The 17,612-nt window shown below is 62.3% G+C and carries 18 protein-coding genes; 15 read left to right on the top strand and 3 right to left on the bottom strand.

Going from position 1 to position 17,612, the window contains the following annotated elements:
* The first annotated feature begins 86 nt into the window (after window positions 1-86).
* From EUU22_RS15660 to EUU22_RS15635, 6 genes are all read left to right on the top strand, one after another.
* Window positions 87-1,106, top strand: coding sequence for a sulfate ABC transporter substrate-binding protein (locus EUU22_RS15660; RefSeq protein WP_129332913.1), 1,020 nt, complete (start codon window positions 87-89; stop codon window positions 1,104-1,106).
* 358 nt (window positions 1,107-1,464) lie between these two features.
* Window positions 1,465-2,427, top strand: a complete 963-nt coding sequence (locus tag EUU22_RS15655) for an aliphatic sulfonate ABC transporter substrate-binding protein (RefSeq protein ID WP_129332912.1) — start codon at window positions 1,465-1,467, stop codon at window positions 2,425-2,427.
* 28 nt (window positions 2,428-2,455) lie between these two features.
* Window positions 2,456-3,418 carry an aliphatic sulfonate ABC transporter substrate-binding protein gene (locus EUU22_RS15650; protein ID WP_129332911.1) on the top strand — a complete coding sequence of 321 codons (963 nt, stop codon included), beginning with the start codon at window positions 2,456-2,458 and terminating at the stop codon, window positions 3,416-3,418.
* 26 nt (window positions 3,419-3,444) lie between these two features.
* A complete protein-coding gene (ssuD, locus tag EUU22_RS15645) occupies window positions 3,445-4,614 on the top strand; it encodes an FMNH2-dependent alkanesulfonate monooxygenase (RefSeq protein ID WP_129332910.1) in 1,170 nt (389 codons plus the stop codon).
* 78 nt (window positions 4,615-4,692) lie between these two features.
* On the top strand, window positions 4,693-5,529 hold the full coding sequence (locus EUU22_RS15640) for an ABC transporter permease subunit (RefSeq protein ID WP_129332909.1): 837 nt from the start codon (window positions 4,693-4,695) through the stop codon (window positions 5,527-5,529).
* A gap of 13 nt (window positions 5,530-5,542) precedes the next feature.
* Entirely contained in the window at window positions 5,543-6,367 is an 825-nt protein-coding gene (locus EUU22_RS15635; protein WP_129332930.1) for an ABC transporter ATP-binding protein, read from the top strand.
* 54 nt (window positions 6,368-6,421) lie between these two features.
* Here EUU22_RS15635 and EUU22_RS15630 read toward each other — a convergent pair whose 3' ends face one another.
* Entirely contained in the window at window positions 6,422-7,882 is a 1,461-nt protein-coding gene (locus EUU22_RS15630) for an FAD/NAD(P)-binding protein (protein WP_129332908.1), read from the bottom strand.
* A 168-nt stretch (window positions 7,883-8,050) separates the two neighbouring features.
* On the opposite strand from EUU22_RS15630, the gene EUU22_RS15625 reads away from it, so the two are divergent.
* From EUU22_RS15625 to EUU22_RS15615, 4 genes are all read left to right on the top strand, one after another.
* Window positions 8,051-8,599 (top strand): flavin reductase family protein, encoded by a 549-nt coding sequence (locus tag EUU22_RS15625; RefSeq protein ID WP_129332907.1) that lies wholly within the window; start codon window positions 8,051-8,053, stop codon window positions 8,597-8,599.
* Between the two features lie 177 nt (window positions 8,600-8,776).
* On the top strand, window positions 8,777-8,968 hold the full coding sequence (locus tag EUU22_RS15620; RefSeq protein ID WP_129332906.1) for a hypothetical protein: 192 nt from the start codon (window positions 8,777-8,779) through the stop codon (window positions 8,966-8,968).
* Between the two features lie 10 nt (window positions 8,969-8,978).
* Window positions 8,979-9,110 carry a hypothetical protein gene (locus EUU22_RS25990; protein ID WP_280956497.1) on the top strand — a complete coding sequence of 44 codons (132 nt, stop codon included), beginning with the start codon at window positions 8,979-8,981 and terminating at the stop codon, window positions 9,108-9,110.
* A gap of 69 nt (window positions 9,111-9,179) precedes the next feature.
* Complete coding sequence (locus EUU22_RS15615) at window positions 9,180-10,199, top strand: acyl-CoA dehydrogenase family protein (protein WP_129332905.1); 1,020 nt, start codon at window positions 9,180-9,182, stop codon at window positions 10,197-10,199.
* A 22-nt stretch (window positions 10,200-10,221) separates the two neighbouring features.
* Here the strand turns inward: EUU22_RS15615 and EUU22_RS15610 are convergent, their stop codons facing one another.
* Entirely contained in the window at window positions 10,222-10,686 is a 465-nt protein-coding gene (locus tag EUU22_RS15610; protein ID WP_129332904.1) for an RrF2 family transcriptional regulator, read from the bottom strand.
* Between the two features lie 203 nt (window positions 10,687-10,889).
* Here EUU22_RS15610 and EUU22_RS15605 point away from each other — a divergent pair, with 203 nt between their 5' ends.
* Both EUU22_RS15605 and EUU22_RS15595 read left to right on the top strand, forming a co-directional pair.
* Window positions 10,890-11,669 carry an HAD-IIB family hydrolase gene (locus EUU22_RS15605; RefSeq protein WP_129332903.1) on the top strand — a complete coding sequence of 260 codons (780 nt, stop codon included), beginning with the start codon at window positions 10,890-10,892 and terminating at the stop codon, window positions 11,667-11,669.
* A gap of 684 nt (window positions 11,670-12,353) precedes the next feature.
* Window positions 12,354-13,367, top strand: a complete 1,014-nt coding sequence (locus EUU22_RS15595) for an IS110 family RNA-guided transposase (protein WP_129332902.1) — start codon at window positions 12,354-12,356, stop codon at window positions 13,365-13,367.
* A gap of 650 nt (window positions 13,368-14,017) precedes the next feature.
* Here EUU22_RS15595 and EUU22_RS15590 read toward each other — a convergent pair.
* On the bottom strand, window positions 14,018-15,031 hold the full coding sequence (locus EUU22_RS15590; protein ID WP_129332901.1) for a GntR family transcriptional regulator: 1,014 nt from the start codon (window positions 15,029-15,031) through the stop codon (window positions 14,018-14,020).
* 113 nt (window positions 15,032-15,144) lie between these two features.
* On the opposite strand from EUU22_RS15590, the gene EUU22_RS15585 reads away from it, so the two are divergent.
* From EUU22_RS15585 to EUU22_RS15575, 3 genes are all read left to right on the top strand, one after another.
* Window positions 15,145-15,483, top strand: coding sequence for a hypothetical protein (locus EUU22_RS15585; RefSeq protein ID WP_129332900.1), 339 nt, complete (start codon window positions 15,145-15,147; stop codon window positions 15,481-15,483).
* Between the two features lie 116 nt (window positions 15,484-15,599).
* A complete protein-coding gene (locus EUU22_RS15580; RefSeq protein ID WP_129332899.1) occupies window positions 15,600-16,673 on the top strand; it encodes an ABC transporter ATP-binding protein in 1,074 nt (357 codons plus the stop codon).
* Between the two features lie 47 nt (window positions 16,674-16,720).
* Window positions 16,721-17,611, top strand: coding sequence for an ABC transporter permease (locus EUU22_RS15575; RefSeq protein WP_129332898.1), 891 nt, complete (start codon window positions 16,721-16,723; stop codon window positions 17,609-17,611).
* The last annotated feature ends 1 nt before the right edge of the window (window position 17,612 follow it).

The following is a 17,612-nucleotide window of genomic DNA, read 5'->3' as shown; positions in this document are numbered from 1 at the left end:
GGGAGAACCAATTTTGCGATGTGATCCTCTAATGTTGATTAAGTTTATTATTTCCATAGACTATCGGCATTAATCGGAGGTTTGAAATGTCCATTTTGAAGAAAAGCATCGGCGTGGTTCTCAGCTTGGGTCTCGCCATCGGTAGCGCTCCCGCCGCTCTTGCCGAGACCACACTGCTCAACGTGTCCTATGACCCTACGCGAGAGTTCTACGCCGAGTACAACGCGGCGTTCGCCAAGCACTGGAAGGCCGAGACCGGCGAGGATGTGACCGTGCAACAGTCGCACGGCGGTTCGGGCAAACAGGCTCGCGCCGTGGTCGACGGGCTTGAGGCAGACGTGGTGACCCTGGCACTCGAAGGCGACATCAACGCCATTGCCAAGAATACCGGCAAGATCGCCAGCGATTGGCGCGGTCGTCTGGAAAACAATTCCTCTCCCTACACGTCGACGATCGTCTTCCTGGTGCGCAAGGGCAATCCGAAGGGCATTCACGACTGGGGAGACCTGGTGAAGGGTGACATCCAGATCGTCACTCCCAATCCCAAGACCTCCGGCGGGGCGCGCTGGAACTATCTGGCCGCCTGGGCCTGGGCGAACGAGGCGTTCAAGGGTGACCAGAACGAGATCAAGGCCTACATCGCCGAACTCTATAAGCGCGCGCCTGTTCTCGACACGGGAGCCCGTGGCTCGCTGACCACCTTTGCCCAGCGCCAGATCGGCGACGTTCTGCTTGCTTGGGAAAACGAGGCCTACCTGGCCGGCGCCGAATTCGGCGCGGACGCCTTCGACATCGTCGTGCCGCCGCTTTCGATCCTGGCTGAACCGCCGGTCGCCGTCGTGGATGGCAATGTCGATGCCAAGGGCACGCGCAAGCAGGCCGAAGCCTATCTCGCCTATCTCTATTCTGAGGAGGGTCAGAACCTTGCGGCCAAGCATTTCTACCGTCCGTCAAAACCGGAGCTGGTCAAGCCCGAACTGCTGAAGCAATTGCCCGACATCAAACTGGTGACGATCGATGACCCGATCTTCGGCGGTTGGGCCAAGGCACAGCCGGAACACTTCGGCGATGGCGGCATCTTCGATCAGATCTACAAGCCGAAGTGATCAGAGAGACCTTGTGACAATGAAGACAACCCGCGGGAAGAACACCGCGGGTTTCTCTGTCCCGGACAGCCGGAACCGGCGCTGCGGCTGGAGCCTCGCGACGCAGGCTGGTTGCGCGGATGTCGTCCGTCTGCGGTTTGGCCGCGATGGCCAGCGGATTGTAACCCCCGTCGCGGCTGGACTGCAGTCACTGAATTCGGCTCGCCCGGCGGTCTATCCACCCCCAATGCACGACGCGACAGATAATCTCCAGATCACCGCATTGGTTGGAAAAATGTTCCTTACAAAAACTATAGATATTATTACCATGAGGGCATTGTTTCAGCTGTGCCGCGATTGGCACACGTCGGAGGTTGACATGATTACCAGGAGACAGGGTCTCAAGCTCGCCGCAGCCCTTGCCGTCACGACCCTGCCGCTCCCGCGGACTGCGTTGGCAGAGGCGCAGACCATCCGCATCGGCTGGCAGAAGTTCGGCGTGCTGGCGCTTGCCAAGCAGCAGGGCGCGCTGGAAAAGCGCTTTGCCGACCGCGGCATTACCATCGAATGGTCGGAGTTCACCTCCGGTCCGCCGCTGCTCGAAGCGCTCGGCGCGGGCTCGCTCGACTTCGGCCCGACCGGCGATGTTCCTCCCCTTTTTGCCCAGGCCGCGCGCGGCGACCTCGTCTATGTCGGCACCTACAAACCGCCCGCCGCCTTCCATGGCATCCTGGTGCACAAGGATTCACCGATCAGGACACTGGCAGATCTCAAGGGGGTGAAGCTTGCCTACAAGCGCGGATCGAGCGCTCACAACTTCGCCTTCAAGGCGCTCGCCAGGGCCGGCTTGACGCCGGACGACGTCGAGAGCGTCGACCTCCCGCCGCCGGATGCGGCGGCCGCCTTCAAGACCGGCAGTATCGACGCCTGGTCGATCTGGGACCCCTATTTCGCCATCGCCGAAAAAGACCCGAACGCCCGTCTTCTGACGACCTCCGAGGGCATCGTCGAAGCCTGGGGATATTTCCTCGGCAACGGCACGTTCGCGTCAGAGAATCCCGAGCTGATCACCGAGATCCTCGACGAACTCGCCAGGGTCGGTGCGGCCGCGCAGGTGGACATCGAGGCGACAACCGCGGCCCTCTCGCTGATCACTGGAGTCCCCGCCGACATCACCCGGGTGACGCTGACGCGCGCCGGTTCCGATCTCGGCAAGGTCGGGACTGTCTCGGATGAGGCCGTCTCTTACCAACAGGCGCTGGCCGACGACTTCCATGCGCTCGGTGTCCTGCCGAAGAAGCTCGCCATCCAGGACATCGTTTGGCACCCCAAGGCCACCTGATCCCGCCAACCCACAACGGAGAGATATCATGATCACGCGAAGACAAAGTCTGGCACTGATGGGAGCGGCGGCAACGTCGCTCGTCATGCCCGCCCTCCGTCCGGCCCGCGCGGCAACGGAATTTCGTATCGGCTGGCAGAAGAACGGTGTGCTCGCCCTCGCGAAACGCACGGGGGCGATCGAGAAGAGGCTGGCGCCACGAGGCATCAGCGTGACCTGGTCGGAATTCACCTCCGGTCCTCCGCTGCTTGAAGCGCTCGGCGCCGGGTCGCTTGACTTCGGTCCGACCGGCGACGTTCCTCCGCTCTTTGCTCAGGCTGCCGGCGGCAACCTGCTCTATGTCGGCACCTATCGTGGCCCTTCCACAGGCTCGGCCATCCTCGTCCACAAGGACTCGCCAATCGCCTCCCTCGAAGATCTGAAGGGAAGGAAGGTTGCGTTCAAACGCGGATCGAGCGCCCACAATTTCACGGTCAAGGCGCTGCGCAAGGCCGGGCTGGTGATCGGTGACGTCGAGGCGATTGATCTTCCTCCACCGGACGCGGCGGCAGCCTTCAAGACCGGCAGCATCGACGCCTGGGCGATCTGGGATCCCTACTACGCGATCGCCGAAGCCGACCCGCAGACGCGCGTTCTGGCCACGGCCGAGGGCATTGTCGACAGCTGGAGCTTCTACTTCGGCAACGGCGACTTCACTGCCGCCAATCCGGACGTGCTGTCCGACGTGATCGACGAGCTGGCCAAAACCGGCGCCTGGGCGCAATCCCACATCGACGAAACCATCTCCGCGCTCTCGGATATCACCGGCGTGCCCATCGAGGTGACGCGGGCGGTGCTGACCCGAAAGGGCGCTGACCTCGGCAGGGTCCACCCCCTGACCGATGAAGCCATCAGTTACCAGCAGGCGCTCGCCGACGAGTTCCACGACCTCGGCATCCTGCCGAAGAGGCTCACCATCTCCGACATCGTCTGGCGCCCGAAGGCCAGCTGACCGTTTCTCCAAAAAAGGACTCTGACATGACCAAGACCGAAAAGCCGCTCGATTTCCTCTGGTTCATCCCGACCTCCGGGGACGGATCCTATCTCGGCTCCGATGATCGCAGCCGGCCTGCCGATCCGGGCTATTTCCGTGAGATCGCCACCGCCGTCGACCGCCTCGGCTATACGGGCGTACTGATCCCGACCGGCGCGGCCTGCGAGGAATCCTTCGTGCTGGCCGGACATCTCGCAGCCGTCACGGAGAAGTTGAAGTTCCTCGTCGCCATCCGACCGGGCACGGCTTCGCCGGCATATTACGCGCGCCTTGCCGCGACGCTCGACCGCGTTTCCAACGGACGTCTGCTGCTGAACATCGTCGTGGGCGGTAGCGTCCAGGAACTGGCGGGCGACGGCATCTTCCTGCCGCACGACGAACGCTACGCCCACGCAGAGGAGTTCTTCCGGGTCTTCAACAGCCTCATCGAGACGGGAAAGGCCAATCTCGACGGCAAGTACATCAAGGCGCTCAACGCTCAGCTCGGCTTTCCACCGGTCCAGGAGCCGCGTCCACCGCTCTACTTCGGCGGCTCGTCGGATGCCGCGATCGATTTTGCCGGCGGTCGGGTCGACAAGTATCTGACCTGGGGAGAGCCGCCGGCGCAGGTGGCCGAGAAGATCGCCTCCGTCCGCAAGGCCGCCGCAGCCAAGGGCAAGGAGGTCAGCTTCGGCATCCGCCTGCACTTCATCGTACGTGAAACGGACGAGGAGGCTTGGGCCGCTGCCGACAGGCTCATTTCCAAGCTTTCGGACGAGGCCATTGCCGCAGCCCAGGAGGTCTTCGCCAAGAATTCCGATTCCGTCGGCCAGGCGCGCATGGTCGCGCTCCATAACGGCCGGCGCGACAGGCTGGAGGTTTCGCCGAACCTCTGGGCCGGGATCGGTCTCGTGCGTTCCGGCGCGGGCACGGCGCTGGTCGGATCGCCGAAGACGGTTGCCGCCCGTCTGCGCGAATACCAGGCGCTCGGCATCGATACGATCGTTGCCTCCGGCTATCCCCACCTCGAGGAGGCCTACACGGTTTCGGAACTCCTGTTCCCGGAAATCGGCCTCGGCAGCCCCCGCAACCAGATCCGTTCGTCCTTCGGGGAGCGCCAGGTCTTCGGTGGCGGTGGGCACGGCGGCAACGTCAGGCTCGTATCCGGCTCCTGAGACGCCAGATCGGAATTCTGCTCGCCCATCAGCCGCCCGGTACGCCGGGCGGCTCCCCTCTTGACCAGGAGACAGGACATGACCGCATACGAGATCGTGACCGATGCCGAGGCGCGGCGCTCGCGCCTGACAATTCCGAACCTCAACCTGCCCAAGATCCGGTTTCGTGCGCTTTTGCCCTATCTGTTGCCGGTCGGGATCGTTCTCCTGTGGCAGGCGCTCTCGACGGTCGGCTGGATATCTTCGCGGGTGATGCCGGCGCCGACTGATGTGGGATTTGCGTTCATCGAACAGTCGAGTTCCGGGGAACTGCTGCACGATATTGCCGCCAGCGGCGCTCGGGCGCTTGCCGGACTCGCCGTCGGTGGATCGATCGGTCTGTTGCTCGGCATCGCCAACGGGGTTTCAAAACTCGCGGAACAGCTGACCGACACCACCCTGCAGATGCTGCGGACGATCCCGCATCTGGCAATGATCCCGCTGGTCATCCTGTGGTTCGGCATCGGCGAGGAATCCAAGCTCTTCCTCACTTCGCTCGGTGTGCTTTTCCCCGTCTACCTCAACACGTTCCATGGGGTCAGAAACGTCGATCGCGATTTGCTCGAAATGGGTCGCGTCTACGGCATGAGCAGTCTCACCCTTTTTCGAAAAATCATCCTGCCCGGCGCGTTGCCGTCCATCTTCGTTGGCCTGCGCTACGCTCTGGGCATCATGTGGCTCACCCTCATCGTCTCTGAATCGATTGCCGCGTCGTCGGGCATCGGACACATGGCGAACGAGGCGCGCGAATTCATGATGACCGACGTCGTGGTGTTGTCGCTGTTGATCTATGCAGCCCTCGGCAAGCTTGCCGATATCATCGCACGAGCCCTGGAGCGGCGTAGCCTCTCCTGGAACCCCGCCTACCAGAAGTGAGGATCGAACGATGATGCGACATGGCTTCTACGCATTGGCCGAGGGACTGGAGGCTGCCGAAGGGTCTGCCGAGCATGGTGTCCGGGAACCTGCCGCAAACGCGGTCGGGCCTGTGGCGATCAGGCTTCGAAACGTGGAGAAGCGTTTTGCCGGCAACCAGGTCCTGCGCGGCATCGACCTCGATGTGCCTGCGGGCCAGTTCATTGCGATCGTCGGCAAGAGCGGCTGCGGCAAGAGCACCCTGCTGCGCCTGCTGGTCGGGCTCGACAGGCAGAGCGGCGGTTCGATCACCTTCGCCGACGCGGCAGGTGAGGAGGCCGAGCCCAATGCGCGGATCGTGTTCCAGGAGCCGAGGCTGTTGCCCTGGGCGGACGTGCTCGACAATGTCGTGGTCGGTCTCGGTGAAGGCGTGGATCCGCGGACCGCCCGCCGAGAAGCGCTGGCTGCTCTCGACGAAGTTCAGCTGTCCGAAAAAGCCGGGCAATGGCCGTCGCGCCTGTCGGGTGGTCAGCGGCAGCGCGTGGCGCTGGCGCGGTCGCTCGTGAGCAAGCCCGGCCTGCTCGTGCTGGATGAACCGCTGGGCGCCCTCGATGCGCTCACCCGCATCACGATGCAACAGCTTCTCGCCCGCGTCTGGCGTGAATTGGGTTTCACCGCAGTCCTGGTGACCCATGACGTCAGCGAGGCCGTCAACCTGGCTGATCGCGTCATCGTGCTCGACGAGGGGCGTGTCGCCCTCGATCTGGCTGTCCGCGCTGCGCATCCGAGGCGTCATGGAGACCCCGAGCTTGCGGCTCTGGAGCGGCAACTGCTGGACGCGATCCTCGGCAAGAGCTGAAGACCGTCTCTTCCGTCCAGAAGGCGCCGGTCGTCCCGGAGTGCTTCGCTTGTCCTACGAACGATGCACGATCGGTCGACAGCCGTCGGCTCCCTTGATGATCTGTGCGGCGATCCGTTCAGACTGGGCGGCGATTTCCGGAACACCGGTGAGTTCGCCGAACGTACCGCGGGCAAGCGGGCCGGCGACGAAGAGCCCGTCCGTGACATGACCGTCAGAGCCGATGGCGCGGCTTTCGGTGTCACAGGCGATACCCAGGCCATGGTCGTCCGCCTTGACGTACCCTTGGCGCTCGAGTTCGACGAGACAGGGCTGCGACCCGATGGCAGCCTTATGGTCCGGGCCCGTTGCAACCACGACCCATTCGAACAGCCGACGCTCGATGATGCCGTCGGGCTTGACGATCAGGTCGACGGAAATTGCATGAGGGCCGCGTTCGACCCGGCAAATCCGCCCCGCCCGCGTGAGAAGCCTGCCCTCGCGAAGATCCTGACGAATGAGGTCCGCGACCTGCGGCGGCATCCGGTAGCGGTGAGTCTCGAAGCGGCGGCGCAGATGTCGCAGCAGCCGCGCCTGTTCCGCGTGCGGCAGGACCTGCCAGATCGTCTGCCCCTGCTGGCGAAGCGCGTCGAAGACGCTCTGCCAGGGAAGGCCGGAGCGTTCCGCTTCGGCAATCGCGAGACGCACCCGCCGCAGAAGCTCTCGGGCACTGGATACCGCCGGCAGGACGAAGTTACCGGTCGGGGCGAGCGTGCCCGTGACCTGCGGCTGTGGCAACAGGCCGGAGCGCGAAAAAGCGAGGATCTCGCCGTCATGGCCGCGATCCCGCAACGAAGCGATGATGTCGAAGGCCGTCAGACCTGCGCCGAGAAGAAGCACCCTTTCTCCCGGGCGGATGGAAGAAAGCGCTTCGGTTCGCGACGGATCGGTAATGAAACGCGGGTGGCCGTTGAGCGCCAGGGCGATCATGCCGGGCGCCTTGGGCCCTGGATGGCTTGTTGCGATCACCACGATGTCGGCGACAATCTCGGTTCCGAGACTTCCTGTCAAGCACCAACCCGCATCCGACCGTTCAATCTCCTCGACCCGTTCGCGAACGTGCTGCACCGTGCCGCGGTCGAGAAACGGCTGCATCCGTTCGGCCATGAAGCGAGCGAAGTCGGATCTGCGGGCATAGATGCTGCCATTGCCGACGCGGGCATCCGGATCATGATCTTTCCATCCGTGTGCTTCGAGCCAGCGGGCAAAGGCTTCCGGCTCTCCGGGAATGGCTCGCATCCGCGACGCTTCGACATTGAGCCTGAGGGCAGGGTCGGAAGTATCATAGGCAAGACCCGCGCCCAGGCCGGCGCGTGGTTCAAACACGATGATCTGACGATCGTTCCAAGGCGCGCCGAGCGCCAGCTGGCGAGCAAGCGACGCGCCGGAAAATCCTCCTCCGACGATGGCGACCCTGCAGGATCGCGCGCCGGTGGGAATGACACGTCTTTCCAAGGGTAAGGTCATTCGCAGCATGGCGTTCTCCCTCTGTGGAAGCTGTCGCTCCCGATGCGACCTCGGAAGGACCCTCGCAGATATATTTTCTATAAAATATATAGATTATGAAATCGGATGTCTACGGTGAGCATGGCCGCGCTGGTATAAGTGCCCCCGATCCTGGATTGCAGCCTCATGGAGTTCTCGATGAACAGTTCGCTTCTCAACCTCGGCAACGTCAAGCACGAGCCGCTGTTTCCCGGCGCCGAGACCTCGGTCGATGCCGATGGGCTCAAGTCCGCCTTGCGCAATCTGGGCGGCGGGGTGAGCATCATCACGGCCGGCGACGGCGAGGCGCGCACCGGCGCGACTGTCACCTCGGCGACTGCCCTCTCGGTCGAACCGCCGCGCATGCTGGTCTCGCTCAATCGCAGCTCTTCCACCTGGCCGGTGGTCGAGCGCTTCGGCCATTTCTGCGTCAACGTCGTCGGCCCGCTGCACGAGGGGCTGGCCAACCAGTTCGCCGGAAAGGGCGGACTGAGAGGTCCCGAACGCTATCGCGGCGCATCCTGGACCACGCTCGCTTCCGGCGCGCCGGTCCTGGAAGATGCGGCCTCTGCCATCGACTGCGAGGTGGAGGAGGTGCTGGAGCGGCACAGCCACGCCCTCGTCATCGGCCGCGTGGTCGCCATTCGCATCCTCGGTGGAGGTTCGCTGATCTATGGCAACGGGCGCTATCTGCCGCTCGATGGCTGATCGGGTGGACTGCAGCGACTTCCGCCGCCTTTGCTCGGGTCCCGCCGCGCGGAGAATGGTGTGCCACGCTCGCCTTGCAGAATAGAACAGTATTTTTATCGAAAATATTGACGAGCGATCGAGATGCGGCGAAACTGTGTCGTCGGCTCGTAGTGAGCGCAGCAGGAGGAATGAGGCATGCCGATGGGTATAGACAGCTTTTCCTTCGATCTGTTCGGCATCACGCGGCGCAAGGCGCCGGCGGATGGCGATGCGATGGCCAGCCGCAAGCCTCCGGTCGAGAACCTGGATGCCAGGCCCGACACACGTGGAGAGTGCGCCCGAGACCAGGAAGGTTTCTTCTGGTGCATGTTCCCGGTCCTCTGGTGAGGAGGCGATCATGGTTCATATTTCCGACAGCCTGATCCGCGAGGGTTCGAAAATGACGACAGCCCCCTTGGTTGAACGCCTGGCGCCGGTTGCGGCACTGTCGTCGATTTTGTTCCTGATCGCCGTCATCGTCCTCATTTGATGGCGGCAGCGGTCTGGGTCCTTGCGAAGTCGTGGTGGGATCCGCCCGCAGAAGCGGAAGGAGCAAGCAATGGGAACCATTACGAACCTGCATGAGCGCTTGCGTAGCGTACCCAATCGCATCGCTGCGGAAGATGAGGTGCTCGCCGTCGCGTCCGCCGTGCTTCCCGCCATGGTACGATGGCCGGTCGCTGAGGCTCTGGGCCGGTCGGGTCTTCTCGCCGTCTCCGTGCCGAGCGATTTCGGTGGCCTCGATGTCTCCAACGTCGTCCTCGCCGAGGCAATCGCGCTGATCGCCACCGTCTCGGCCAGGGCGGCGGAAACCCTTGCATCCCATTGCGCCGCGCTCGAGGCGATCCGCAATGCCGGCAGCGAAGGGCAGCGCGGAACCGCCTTCGCCAAGTCCTCGGGCGGCGAGCGCTTCCTTTTGGCGACCGGCGGCGGCATCGCGGGGTGGAGAGCCGAAGCCCGATTCCTGCCGGACGGCATGGGTGTGCGCGTCGACGGGAGGGTTGAGGTTGCCGCGGCGATCGATGCGGAATGGATTGCTGTACCCGCAGCCGATCCTTCCGGGCAGTCGGCACTGCTGCTTGTGCCGCACAACGCACCTGGGCTCGACTTCTCCGAAGCGGGGGATGCGGGGGTTTCGCAGCTGCGGCTCGCCGGCGTTCACGTGGCGGCCGACAGTGTACTTTCCCTCACAAGCCATGCGGCCCCGATGGTCGAGGGCGTGTACAGGTTGTTGCGGGCTGCCGTCATCCTCGGGCAGAGCAGGCGAGGTCTGGAGGCAGTTCTTGCATCGATCGGTTCTGCGAGGGATGCAACGGCGGCATCGGACCATGCAATCGGCTGGCGCCAGGTGGAGATCGAGACGGCTTATGCCCAGATCCTGCGTGTCGCCGCTGTGATCGACGTCGCTCAGGTCAACCCCGCGGCCGCGACGATCGCCGAGGCCCACCGGCTCGCGACCATTCTCGGCCTTGTCGCGCAACGGATGGATACCGGGCGAACGGCGACAGGGGAGGAGGACACCGTCATCATCGCCCTTGGCCGACAGATGCTTGCCGACCGGGGCGAAAGGGCGACTTAGTCCTTCCGGCGCTTCGTGTGGGTCAACGGGCCTGCGGTTCGAGTCGTGACGTGGCTTCGGTGCCGGCGGATTTCTCGCGCGCGACGAACTGGGTGAGCGTCATGTTGTCGAGAATGGTGGCAATGGCATCGCGCACTTCGGTCATCGACAGGCGCACCTGGCAGCTCACCGGATCCGCGCAGTCGTCGCAGGCTTCGAACGCAGTGCGGCTGGCGCAACGGATCGGCGCAAGCGGGCCGTCAAGCGCCCGGATCACCTGACCGATCATGATCTCGTCGGAGGGCTTTGAAAGCGAGTAACCGCCATTCGGCCCCTTCTTCGAGCGCAGGATGCCGTTGTTGCGCAGTTCGAGAAGGATCGTGTCGAGGAACTTTTTCGGAATATTGTTGCGCGCGGCGATTTCGGTGACGAACGCGGTTTCGCCCGGACCTAGTTGCGCAAGGTCGACCAGCGCCTTCAATCCGTATTTCCCTTTTTTGGTGAGCATGGAGAGAACTCGATCTTCATCGTTTGCATCGGGGCGGCTGCCGCCCGCGTTGTCGGGGAGTATTCTGCCAAATAGATAGTTTTTACTTGTTAAACGTGCAAGCCGAAACTCCGCCTCGTCGTCGAAAACGTCCCAGTTTCGAGGGGATCACAAAAAGCCCGGGACTCCTCGAGTAGGTGCTCCTATAAACATCAGAGACCGCTATGCAGCCATTGGAAAAAGCCGACATTGCCGCGTTCCGCGAAGTCCGTTTCGTCTTGACCGATATGGACGAAACGCTGACGTACAACGGGCGACTTTCGGCCCGGACATATGCAGCACTTGAAAACCTCCAGAGCGCTGGGGTCACCGTTATCCCGGTGACTGCCGCGCCCGCCGGGTGGTGCGATCAAATGGCGCGCATGTGGCCGGTAGACGGTGTGATCGGCGAGAACGGTGGTTTCTTTTTTCGCCGAGGCAGAAATGCGCATGCTGTCGAGCGGCATTTCTGGCATGCTGCCGACGACCGGGCTGCCAAGACCGTTCAGTTGGAAACGATTGGCGAGGAAGTCTTGCACGCGGTCCCTGCGGCGGTCTTCGCCGAGGACCAACCGTTCAGGCTCACGAGTCTCGCCTTCGCGCAACCACGTGATCGGACGGAACGAGAGCTGATTCTGGCGACTTTGCGGAGCCGCTCGGCCGATGTTACCGTCAACAATCTCTGGGTGCTCGGATGGCTCGGCGGATATGACAAGCTCTCCATGGCGCGGCGCGTGCTTCTTGAGCATTATGGGCTTGACGTCGATACTGAGCGTGGCGCCGTCCTGTATGCGGGCGACTCCACCAATGATGCACCGATGTTTTCGTTTTTCGAGCATACCGTCGGCGTTTGCACCATCACCAAATATCTCGATGACCTTCCCCGTCTTCCGCGCTGGATAACGAATGGACCAGGTGGTTCCGGCTTCGTCGAAGCGGCAGAAGCCGTGATCGCGTCGCGATGATGCTGCACCTCCGCCCGTGCCGTCGGAGGTCGAGTTCGTGCGCCCGCGAAGAACATAGCCAGAGGGTGTCTACGAAATGCGGGGCTATTCATAAGGCTCGTGGCGACCGGGTCGCCGACGTGATATAGTCGCTCCCTCGCATGAGCCGTGGGAGGGGTGAATGCGCCGGTATGTGATCGCACTTTTTGCCGCATTGCCGTTGGCTTCTGCTGCAAAGGCAGTAGAGCCGGTGATTTTTTTACACGGCGCGTTTCAATGATAATACCGTCGTCAGTCTTGGTCTCGTCAGCAAAGGCAACGCTGAACGGGCGGGGTATGATTTCGATGTTCTCATATCGCTTTCACAAGGCGGTTCCGAGAGCGGAACTGTATACGGGGACCCCGGCAAGCATCGCGCCTTCGTGAAATGCAGCGACCCGGCCAAGGTGTCCGTTGGAGGTGCCGACTATCCGATCCGCCCGTCCGGCACAGCGGAGGCGGACTGGAAAGACGGTCTCTGGAGAGCAATCTGTTTGCCGCCTGTCTCGTAAGGGGCCGTTCCCCCAGTCCGCTTGGCCAATCTCTCGATCGTCCGCGCGCGAACCGGCGCGATCGACTGAACTGATGGGGTGGATTCCCCCTTCGTCCGGCGTCGGCGTATGATGCCTGCTTCACGCCATGGTGGCGCTTACGGAGGGAAGGCAGATGACATCAGTGCATATCCTTGCGATCGACCTCGCCAAACGGAGCTTCCAAGTCTGTGCAACGGATCGCGGTGGGGCGGTTCTATTCAATCGCGTCCTGTCGCGGACTCGGCTGCAGCAATTGTTGCACGAGCAGCCGCCGTGCATCGTTGCGATGGACGCCTGTGCCACCAGCCATTTCTGGGGCCGCTTCGCCCAAGGCTGCGGCCATGATGTGCGGCTGATCCCACCAATCTACGTGAAGCCGTTCGTCAAACGGCAGAAGAATGACGCAGCCGATGCAGCCGCCATCGCGGAGGCTACGTTACGCCCGAACATCCATTATGTCGAAGTCAAGAGCGCTGAGCATCAGGCACGCGCGGTGGCATTCCGTACTCACCAGTGCTTCGTGCGTCAGCGCACCCAACTCATCAATGCACTGCGCGGTCACCTCGGCGAGTTTGGGATCATCGTGGCGCAGGGACCGGCCAATCTCAGTGCTGTCACAGGCATTCTGGCCGATGAGACGAATGATCTTCCGAAAGGAGTCAGAGAGATCGGAGAGCTTTACTTAGACCAGATCAGGCTGTTGACCGAGAAGATTGATGGTCTGATGCTGAAGCTTCGAGAAGCCACCAAGGCGAATGAAGAGATGCGCCGACTTTGCACCGTTCCCGGCGTCGGTCCCGTGACCGCCGGCGCGATCCTCGCGTTTGCTCCCGATCTTCGTGCGTTCAAGAGCGGCCGGAATTTTGCTGCCTGGCTGGGCCTTGTGCCGAGGCAACACTCCACCGGTGGGAAGACCCGACTTGGTGGTGTCAGCAAGATGGGGCAGACCGACATCCGGAAGCTACTCATCGTCGGAGCCATGAGCCTGATCCGTTGGATCGTGCGCAAGGGCGTGTTGCCGGACAACTGGCTTGGAGCCATTCTCGGACGAAAGCCTCGGATGGTGGCGGCTGTCGCGCTCGCCAACAAAATGGCGCGCATCATATGGGCAATGATGACCAGGGAGCAGAATTATAGAATGGCATAATCCGCTGCCTTCTTCGAAAGGTAATGCGGTGATGCTTGGGGCGACAAGCCCCGGTGGGAAGATCGACTGACGGAACGATGCGGAAAGGACTTCAATGTTCAGAATGGGGTAAACCAGTCCCGGCGCTCGAGCACGAAGCTCTCTGAACCGATGTGGCCCCTGTTCTTCGAACTGCATCCCGGCCCGTGGCTATTCAGGCCACATCAAGAGGCCTGACACACGACCGATAGAATTCCTCGTTCGCTGACAGCCGTCTGAAAAATCTTCTTGCCAAACCGGGGGCATCCACACAGGCCCCACCGCGATCCGTTGCACAGACTTGGAAGCTCCGTTTGGCGAGGTCGATCGCAAGGATATGCACTGATGTCATCTGCCTTCCCTCCGTAAGCGCCACCATGGCGTGAAGCAGGCATCATACGCCGACGCCGGCCGAAGGGGGCATCCACCCCATCAGTTCAGTGAGAGGGTGGGACAAGCCGCCTGGCCCGGACAATGAGAGTTGGGTCGGGAAAATTGAACAGTTGAGGTAAGGAGCGTTCGGCTTTTGAAGACGGCAGTGTGCCGGGGAACAGGAGCCATGATGAAGGAACCACCCGCCGCAAGCATAGCCCTGCATTCAAGGCGAAAGCCACCGCTCTCGCGCTGTCTGCTCACTCCTCTATCACGCGCGTCAGGTAATCGGCGGTCGCACTCGGGCTTGGAATAATCGCCACGATCTTCATCTGGGCAATAGTGCGATTGACCGAGGCTTCCAGATGCGTCTGAAGCATGGAGGCCGCAGCCGCAGTCGCGCCGCGCATCAGAAGCTCGACGATCATCCTCAGTTCCGTGATGATGATCGGATCGCCCGGCAGACCGAGAAGACCGAGCAGCCGCTCGATGGCGGTAACCGGCAGGAGATTGTTGCGGATCAGTTCCTGCAGCTTCTCGTTCGGCGTCGCCAGGACGCAGGTGTCGATGAACAGCGTCTGGATATCGGAGGGGTCTTTCAGGAAATCCAGCGTGTGTCGGCCTTCCAGCGTGCTCAGCCGGCCGAAAAGCGCGGTCAGTGCGGCGCGGTCGATATGGGGAGCCGACGCGATCAGCGCCTGAGGCTCCAGAATGCCGCGCAGCACGAAATGATCCTTGACCGTCTGCGCGGTGAGCGGCCCGGCGATCCAGTGGGAGGAGGCGTTCTTGCGCACCAGCCCGCGCTCGCGCAGGCGCGTCAGCACATCGCGAACTACGGTGCGGCTGACGTTGAAATGATCGGCAAGCTCAGTCTCGATGATGCGGTACTGCCCGAAAACGACGCAGCCGGCGACGTCCCGCTCGACGATATTGTAGATACGCTCCCACGAGGCGCGGTTCTGCAAGGCCTCGTCGGCATGCTGGGGAATGATCAGCCCGAGCGTCTTGATGTCGGTGCGGTTGGGTTCCGGTTCGTCGCTGCCCGGACCGACGAGATAGCCGCGCCCCTTGAAGCGATGCACGAGGCCTTCCGCCTCTAGCGTCTGCAGGGCGCGCTGCACCGGCGCGCGGGAGGTCTGGAGGATCTCGGCGATCGGCCCCTCGAGCAGCACGAGGCCGACCGGCAGCACGCCTTCGGCGATGTTCGTTCTGAGCACATCCTCGGCGATTTCATACCGGCGTTGTGCGTTTTGTCCCTTGCGGTTTTCAGCCATGGACCCGGAAAGCCTTCATGATGGAGCGACGAAGCGGATGATTTGTTTACGGCATTTTCCATTCGCCGCGCCAGATCTTCATAAAATGACTATTGAATGCAAAATGTGAATTTATGACCTTTGTCGCAGAGGTCAAGCGGACCGTCCTCGGCAGGCAGAGAAATAATGCGACGCTATCCCGCATTGGTTGCGGATGGCCAAAATTCCGGATTTCTACGCGCAATGGCCTGATATTCAGGCTCTGCGCGGCTGCCGGCGCGCCCTTGCGCCAGCCGGCAGGCATCCGCATTGCAGTCACAAATGACCGGTTCACCCGTCAGGGGCAAAACGAATGCAAAACCACAAAAAGAGTATTGCATACAAAAATCATTGATGTCATAGTTTTCGCAACGATCGCGCCGGACAAGAAGCGCGGCGAGGTGGACCATTTAAACGCCACGGAACAGTCCTGAACCCGATGCGCCATGCCCTTGGCGCAAGCGCTTCCACGCGCCCTGAACAACGCTATTGGCGTTCTGGGGCCGTATCGGCGAACGGACAGCCGTGCCCTGAACTGGCGGAAAAAACAGTGTCGACAGTGCTGCAACTTTCGAATGTCGTGAAGTCCTACGGCGATGCCGTGGCACTCGACGGCATCGACCTTTTCCTGCCCGACGACAGCTATGTGTCGCTGCTCGGGCCGTCGGGTGCCGGCAAGACGACCCTGCTCAGGGTGATTGCCGGCTTCGAGACCCCGGAACGCGGCGCGATCCGCTTTGCCGGCCGGGATATCGGCGGCGTTGCGCCCTATGAGCGCGAAATCGGCTTCGTCTTCCAGAATTTCGCGCTGTTCCCGCATCTGACGGTTGAGAAGAACATCGCATTCGGGCTGGAGAACCGGAAAAACAATCCGGTCACGGATCCTCAGATCGTGCGCCGCAAGGCGCGCGACATGATCGCGCTGGTCGGCCTGACGGGGCTGGAAGAGCGCGCAGTCACGCAGATCTCCGGCGGCCAGAAGCAGCGCGTGGCGCTCGCCCGCACGCTTGTCACCGATCCGAAGATGGTGCTGCTCGACGAGCCGCTCGGCGCGCTCGATGCGAACCTGCGCATGCGCATGCGCAGCGAGCTTCGGTCCATCCGCGAACGTTGCGGCGTCACCTTCCTGCATGTCACCGGCAGCGAGACGGAAGCGCTGGCCATGGGCGATACGGTTCTGGTGCTGGACGGCAGGAAGATCGCCCAGCAGGGCGATTCCGATACCGTCTACAACCATCCGGTCTCGCCTGCGGTCGCCCGCTTCTTAAACTGTTACAATATCTTTTCCGGCGTCATCGAGGGATTAGTCTTCAAGACCGCCGCCGGTGTCTTTCCGGTCGGCGCCACCGTGCAGCCCTGCGCGCAGAAGGCCTATGCCATCCGTTACGACCGCATCGCCATCCGCCCGGCCGGCACGCCCGCCGGTGAAGGCGAAATCGCCTTCGAGGGCGCCTTCCTCGCCAGCGAATACACGGGATCGGCGATTACCTCCTTCTTCACCCTCGACGACGGCAAGGTCTTCGAGGTGGAGACCCATCTCAGCCACGCCGCGCCCGAAAGCTACGAGCCGCATGGCCGTTACAGCCTCATCTGGAAGAAGGACGACGCCATTGTCTACGCGTGACGTCCCGACCGCCCGTACCCTGCCCATCCTCCTGGAAAGTTCGACCCATGACCGCGATAACTGAAACCTCGAGCGAAAGCTCCACGGTCACGCTCAAACCTGCCAGGGGCCAGTGGCTTCTCGCCCCCGGCGTCATCTGGATGGTGCTGTTCCTCGTGCTGCCCATGCTGATGATGCTCTACGTATCGTTCTGGACGCAGACCACCTTCAAGATCGAGCCGAAGCTGACGCTGCAGAGCTGGATCACCTTCTTCACCAGCGACACCTATCTCGGCGCGCTGTGGACGACCGTCCGGATCTGGCTGACGGTTCTCTTGGCCACCGTGCTCGTCGGCTATCCCGCAGCGCTCTTTGTCGGGCTTTTCATCAAGAACAAGACGCTTTCCACCGTGCTGCTGGTGCTGTGTGTCATCCCGTTCTGGACCTCCTTCCTGATCCGCGTTCTCGCTTGGCGCCCGATGCTCGGCAAGGAAGGCGCGATCAACATGATCCTGATGAAGATCGGCATCATCACCCAGCCGATCGAGGTTCTGCTGTTTTCCGAACTGTCAGTGGTCATCGGCATGACGCAGATCTACTGCGTCTTCATGGTCGGCCCGATCGCCTTCATGCTCGGCCGTATCGATCCCTCGATCATCGAGGCAGCGGAAGATCTCGGCGCGAGCTTCTGGCGCATCTTCCGCACCATCATCCTGCCGCTGTCCATGCCGGGCGTGGTGGTCGGCGCGATCTTCGTCTCCGTCATGGTGCTTGGCGAGTTCGCCACTTCCGCTGCGCTCTCCGGCCGCAAGGTCAACCTGCTCGGCAATATCATCGTCACCCAGGTCGGATCGCTCAAATGGGCCTTCGCCGCCGTGGCTGGCGTCGTGCTCACCGTGCTGATGGGCGCGGTCGTGGCCGCCCTGCTCCGGGTCGTCGATCTCAAGAAGGAACTCTGAT

Source organism: Ciceribacter ferrooxidans (assembly GCF_004137355.1).
In the GTDB taxonomy this organism is placed as follows: Bacteria; Pseudomonadota; Alphaproteobacteria; order Rhizobiales; family Rhizobiaceae; genus Allorhizobium; species Allorhizobium ferrooxidans.
The sequence above is the reverse complement of the archived record's forward strand: the minus strand, read 5'-3'. Positions and strand labels throughout refer to the sequence as shown.

Excerpts from the sequence above, each read along its gene's own strand:
- EUU22_RS15660 (WP_129332913.1), top strand. The coding sequence starts at position 87 with ATGTCCATTTTGAAGAAAAGCATCGGCGTGGTTCTCAGCTTGGGTCTC.
- EUU22_RS15655 (WP_129332912.1), top strand. The coding sequence starts at position 1,465 with ATGATTACCAGGAGACAGGGTCTCAAGCTCGCCGCAGCCCTTGCCGTC.
- EUU22_RS15650 (WP_129332911.1), top strand. The coding sequence starts at position 2,456 with ATGATCACGCGAAGACAAAGTCTGGCACTGATGGGAGCGGCGGCAACG.
- ssuD (WP_129332910.1), top strand. The coding sequence starts at position 3,445 with ATGACCAAGACCGAAAAGCCGCTCGATTTCCTCTGGTTCATCCCGACC.
- EUU22_RS15640 (WP_129332909.1), top strand. The coding sequence starts at position 4,693 with ATGACCGCATACGAGATCGTGACCGATGCCGAGGCGCGGCGCTCGCGC.
- EUU22_RS15635 (WP_129332930.1), top strand. The coding sequence starts at position 5,543 with ATGCGACATGGCTTCTACGCATTGGCCGAGGGACTGGAGGCTGCCGAA.
- EUU22_RS15630 (WP_129332908.1), bottom strand. The coding sequence starts at position 7,882 with ATGCTGCGAATGACCTTACCCTTGGAAAGACGTGTCATTCCCACCGGC.
- EUU22_RS15625 (WP_129332907.1), top strand. The coding sequence starts at position 8,051 with ATGAACAGTTCGCTTCTCAACCTCGGCAACGTCAAGCACGAGCCGCTG.
- EUU22_RS15620 (WP_129332906.1), top strand. The coding sequence starts at position 8,777 with ATGCCGATGGGTATAGACAGCTTTTCCTTCGATCTGTTCGGCATCACG.
- EUU22_RS25990 (WP_280956497.1), top strand. The coding sequence starts at position 8,979 with ATGGTTCATATTTCCGACAGCCTGATCCGCGAGGGTTCGAAAATGACG.
- EUU22_RS15615 (WP_129332905.1), top strand. The coding sequence starts at position 9,180 with ATGGGAACCATTACGAACCTGCATGAGCGCTTGCGTAGCGTACCCAAT.
- EUU22_RS15610 (WP_129332904.1), bottom strand. The coding sequence starts at position 10,686 with ATGCTCACCAAAAAAGGGAAATACGGATTGAAGGCGCTGGTCGACCTT.
- EUU22_RS15605 (WP_129332903.1), top strand. The coding sequence starts at position 10,890 with ATGCAGCCATTGGAAAAAGCCGACATTGCCGCGTTCCGCGAAGTCCGT.
- EUU22_RS15595 (WP_129332902.1), top strand. The coding sequence starts at position 12,354 with ATGACATCAGTGCATATCCTTGCGATCGACCTCGCCAAACGGAGCTTC.
- EUU22_RS15590 (WP_129332901.1), bottom strand. The coding sequence starts at position 15,031 with ATGGCTGAAAACCGCAAGGGACAAAACGCACAACGCCGGTATGAAATC.
- EUU22_RS15585 (WP_129332900.1), top strand. The coding sequence starts at position 15,145 with ATGACCTTTGTCGCAGAGGTCAAGCGGACCGTCCTCGGCAGGCAGAGA.
- EUU22_RS15575 (WP_129332898.1), top strand. The coding sequence starts at position 16,721 with ATGACCGCGATAACTGAAACCTCGAGCGAAAGCTCCACGGTCACGCTC.